The 4,574-nt window shown below is 44.9% G+C and carries 5 protein-coding genes; all 5 read left to right on the top strand.

Features of this window, described 5'->3' with window-relative positions; genetic code table 11:
* Positions 1–896: MliC family protein (locus PHQ42_05015; GenBank protein ID MDD5072062.1), on the top strand; the 896-nt coding region annotated here is incomplete at its 5' end.
* Positions 893–1,678 carry a BtpA/SgcQ family protein gene (locus PHQ42_05010; GenBank protein MDD5072061.1) on the top strand — a complete coding sequence of 262 codons (786 nt, stop codon included), beginning with the start codon at positions 893–895 and terminating at the stop codon, positions 1,676–1,678. The genes PHQ42_05015 and PHQ42_05010, both read left to right, overlap by 4 nt.
* A 74-nt stretch (positions 1,679–1,752) precedes the next feature.
* Entirely contained in the window at positions 1,753–3,204 is a 1,452-nt protein-coding gene (locus PHQ42_05005) for an ABC-F family ATP-binding cassette domain-containing protein (protein MDD5072060.1), read from the top strand.
* Between the two features lie 122 nt (positions 3,205–3,326).
* Positions 3,327–3,872 carry a sigma-70 family RNA polymerase sigma factor gene (locus PHQ42_05000; protein ID MDD5072059.1) on the top strand — a complete coding sequence of 182 codons (546 nt, stop codon included), beginning with the start codon at positions 3,327–3,329 and terminating at the stop codon, positions 3,870–3,872.
* Between the two features lie 29 nt (positions 3,873–3,901).
* Positions 3,902–4,574, top strand: a 673-nt coding sequence (locus PHQ42_04995; protein MDD5072058.1) for a hypothetical protein, incomplete at its 3' end; no start/stop codon positions are given.

Raw genomic sequence — 4,574 nt, 5'->3', positions numbered from 1 at the left:
TGAAAAGAAATTTTATCTTTATTGTTTTAGTAGTGATTATTTTTACTGGTGCGGGGTTGTGGTATTTTTACGGCCAGAAAGCCGAAATTGTTCTGCCGGCTCCCATAAACCAGGTTTCTTATGTTTGTAACGAAGATAAAACAATAGAGGCGACTTTCTATAAGGGGGAAACTATAGCAGTGGCGCCGGGCGAAATGCCGATTCCTTCAGGCAGCGTGAAGATCGCTTTAAGCGACGGGCGGAATTTTGATCTGCCCCAGACTATTTCCGCCGACGGAGCGCGTTATGCCAACAGCGACGAATCCTTTGTTTTTTGGAGTAAAGGTAACGGAGCGCTTGTTTTGGAAAACAACGCTGAGAAAAGCTACATAGGCTGCGTTATTGTCGCTAGAGATCCGGGAGGTTTGGCTAAAGTTTATTCGGATGGCACGGTCGGCTTTTCAATCCGCTATCCGGCTGATTATTCAATCGACACTTCCTATAAATATCAGGCGCTCGGCCCGGGCAAGGACATTTACGGAGTGAAATTCACCATTCCGGAGAATCTTACTGCCGGCACTAATTTATCGAGCTTTGACACCGGCATTTCTGTAGAGATTATTCCCGCTGTCCAGGAATGTAATGCGTTACTTTTCTCAGATGGCAGCATTAACGTCCAGAACTTCATCGATTACGGCAAAGAATATTCTTTTTTAACTACGAACGGGGCCGCGGCAGGCAACTTTTATGAAGAAGAAGTTTGGGCGCTTCCCGGGACGAATCCCTGCATTGCCGTGCGTTATTTAATCCATTCTACCAATATCGGTAATTACCCCGAAGGCACCGTTACAGAATTCGATCGGGCGGGCCTTAAAAGCCAATTCGACAGGATCCGTCAATCCTTAATTACTCTATGAGAAATTTGCCGCCAAAAGCCATTATCGGCATGATTCATACTTTAGCCCTGCCCGGGTCTCCTTATTACGGGGGTAATATCAATAGCGTGATTGACCGGGCGGTTGAGGAATTGAAGATCTACGAAGAATCGGGGATTGGGGCGGTGATGCTCGAGAATATGTATGACCTTCCTTATGTAAAACCTCCTTTATCTAGAAGTACGGTTGGGGGAATGTTAAGAGTAGCTCAAGAGCTCCGTTCGCGCACTGAATTACCCATTGGTATTCAAATGCTTGAGGTGGCGAATCTTGAAGCAATGGAAATTGCGGCTAGAGCCGACCTCGATTTTATCCGGGTGGAAAACTTTGTTTTTGCTCATACAGGTCCGGCCGGCTTGGTTGAAGGTTCAGCCGGCGCTTTATTCCGTTTGAGAAAAGAGCTCAAGGCCGAGCATATCAAAATATTCGCTGATGTCAGAAAGAAACAGCGGGGCCATATTTTGACGAGCGATCTCACGTTTAAAGATATGGTTAAGCAAACGGAATTTTTCCGAGCGGACGGCCTTGTTATTACGGCGGGTCTCACGGGAGAATCGGCTAAGCCCGCAGACTTGCTTGAGATAAAAACTTTTACCAAACTGCCGGTTTTAGTCGGTTCGGGCATCACGCCTGAAAGCATTAATGAATATCTTCCTACAGCCGACGGCTTCATTGTGGGGTCTTACTTTAAAACTGACAATAATTGGCAAAGTCCCGTTGATGCGCTGCGCGTCAAGAAGTTTATGGGCTCCATAATCAGGTAATCCCAGAATTATTTTTTCTTAAACAGGCTTTTATTGGAGCCTGTTTTGTGTTATTCTCAAGGGGTTGAATTTATATGAGCAATCAGGAAGTCATTTTAAGATTTGACGAGGTTTCCTTCGGCCACGGCCATAGTAAGCCTATTTTAAATGAGGTCGATTTTTCGGTAAGAAGGGGGTCTAAAATCACCCTTATGGGTCAGAATGGCGCGGGTAAAAGTACTATTTTCCAGCTTATCACGGGCGCTTTATCTCCCGATTCAGGCGCCGTGCATCTGGGCCCGGAATTGACCGTGGCTGCAGCCAAACAGGTTATTCCTCGGGATCAGTTCCAACTCACTTTAAGGGAGTTCTTCCAGAACTGCTTTCAAAAAAAGGTTTACGATATCGATCCTAAAATTGACGCGGCCCTGGAAGTGGTGAATCTTTCGGCCGACCACGAGCGACTGATCAAATCGTTTTCGGGCGGCCAGCAAGCTAGGCTTCTTTTAGCTTCAGCTATTATCCAAAATCCCGATTTACTGCTTTTAGACGAGCCGACCAATAATCTGGATAAAGAGGGTATAGCCCATCTTACTCAATTTTTAGTTGATTATCAGGAAACCTGCATCGTTATTTCCCATGACGCCGATTTTTTAAATACTTTCACCCAAGGCGTTTTATACTTGGATGTTTTTACGCGCAAGGTTGAGCAATATATAGGCAACTATTTTGACTTGCTCAAAGAAATTACAGCCCGGATCGAAAGGGAAAACAGGCAAAACGCGCAGTTGGCCAAAAGGATTATCGCGAATAAGGATAAAATAAACTATTTTGCCAACAAGGGCGGCAAGATGAGGCTGGTGGCCAAAAAAATGAAAAATCAGGTCGAGGAAATGGAAGAGGCCAAGGTTGAGGTCAGAAAAGAGGACAAGACCATCAGGCATTTTACCATTCCTTGCCAGCAGGATCTCAGCGGGGAGATTTTGAGGATCACTTCTTTTTCGGTTATGCAAAAGCGCAAATTCATCAAAAAAGAGGCTAATATTTCTTTAAGGAAAAAAGAACGGTTGCTTTTGATAGGGCCCAATGGCATTGGTAAAACCACTTTGCTGGAATCTTTGGCGTCAGGCCAAGCCAAGGGTGCTAAAATAGCTCCGGGAGTAATTGTGGGCTATTACCGCCAGGATTTTTCTACGCTTAATTTTGACGATACGGTCTGGCAATCCTTAAGCTCGGTAGCCGAAGGTTTATCGGAAGAGGCTGTTCGCTCTTTGGCCGCCGGATTTTTGATTACCGGCGATTTGATGTATTCCAAAATCGGCAGTTTATCCGAAGGCCAAAAAGGCCTGGTGCTGTTAGCCCGGCTCGTGCTTCAGAAACCCGGCCTGCTTATCTTGGATGAGCCGACCAACCACATTAATTTCCGTCATTTGCCGGTCATTGCCGACGCTTTGAATAAATATGAAGGCGCCATGGTTTTGGTCAGCCACATGCCTGAATTTGTAAATCAAATCAGGATTGATGAGATTCTAGATCTGGGGAAGTAAATTTTATTTCCTCAGTTTTTTTGCCCGCCGCCCCGGGGAATGTTTTTAATAATTTATACATATTATTTGAGGTATAATACAGGTGTTACACTTTAAGCGTTTTGGCGTATTAAATAGAGAGGATGAAAATATTTGGAGCAACTAGAATCGACGCGGACAGTTTTCCCGAGCTTTACGATAAATACGTAAGGAAGATTTTTAATTTCATCTATTTTAAGACCCACCATAAAGAAACGGCGGAAGACCTAACAAGCCAGACATTCTTAAAAGCTTTAAAAAATCTTGACCAATTTGATCGGGAAAAAGGCTTATTTTCTACCTGGCTTTACCAAATAGCCAGGAACCAGGTCGTTGATTTTTACAGGTCGAAAAAGAACGAAGTGAATATCGATGATGTTTGGGATTTGGCCGGAAACGACGATATCCTCAGGGATCTTGATACGGCTCAGAAGCTGAAGAAGGTGCAGGAATATTTAAAGAAGCTAAGGCCGGAACAGCGCGAGATCGTGCTTTTACGGGTCTGGGAAGGCATGTCTTATAAGGAAATAGCCGAGGCTTTAGGCAAAGATGAGGCGCATTGCCGGGTCATCTTTTCGCGGGCGATCGGAGCCCTAAAAAGCCAGATGCCTTTAGCCGTCTTTCTCGGCCTGTTACTTTTTCCGAACTAAGACGTAATAAATAGTGTAGATCCAAAAATATGAAAAAAAACATCAAACAGATACTAAACGACATATATTTAATAGACCCCAGCCTTAAATCAAAGGAGGGAGTTTTGGTCAGGATTATCCAAGATCTTCTGACAGTCAGGCCTCAAGGCAAGATTGATGAAAAGTTCGTCAATAATTTAAGATTAAAATTAAACGAAGAAAGGTCAAAATTAACAGAATTAAAACAAGCTAATAAAAATATGTTTAAAATATTTTCCAAAGATTTCATTTATGCGGGAGCAGCGGTCCTGAGCTTAATAGCCTTAGTCGCTTTCCTCAATTTGCCAAATCAGGCCGGCGAGTCCTCCATCAAGGACGTGGGAGTCGAAGCTTTCGGAGAGCTAGTCCTCAATCCTTCGCAGAACGAGGCTGCCGGGGATTCTTCAGCTCAGACGCTTTCCCAGCCTGATAAAGTGGCCAGCAGTCCGGCTGTCCCGTTGGGGTTGGGCGGGGGTTTCGGCGGAGGTGGCGTACCTAGCAGCGCGATAGCTCCTTACCCTTATGAGATAACAAATTATAAATATGTCTATGTCGGCGGGGATCTTGGTCTCGCATCCGGCCAGGGCAACGTTTACCGGAGGACCGTCGGATCAGTAGGCGGCCAGTTGGCAGATGTCATCGGCAGGATGGATTTAAACATGGTTGACCTCAATAAATTCCAGA

It is taken from the genome of Patescibacteria group bacterium, assembly GCA_028711655.1.
Lineage (GTDB): Bacteria > Patescibacteriota > Patescibacteriia > Patescibacteriales > JAQTRU01 > JAQTRU01.
The sequence above is the reverse complement of the archived record's forward strand: the minus strand, read 5'-3'. Positions and strand labels throughout refer to the sequence as shown.

What these genes read in the sequence shown, in the direction of transcription:
- PHQ42_05010 (MDD5072061.1), top strand. Translation starts at nt 893, where the DNA reads ATGAGAAATTTGCCGCCAAAAGCCATTATCGGCATGATTCATACTTTA.
- PHQ42_05005 (MDD5072060.1), top strand. Translation starts at nt 1,753, where the DNA reads ATGAGCAATCAGGAAGTCATTTTAAGATTTGACGAGGTTTCCTTCGGC.
- PHQ42_05000 (MDD5072059.1), top strand. Translation starts at nt 3,327, where the DNA reads ATGAAAATATTTGGAGCAACTAGAATCGACGCGGACAGTTTTCCCGAG.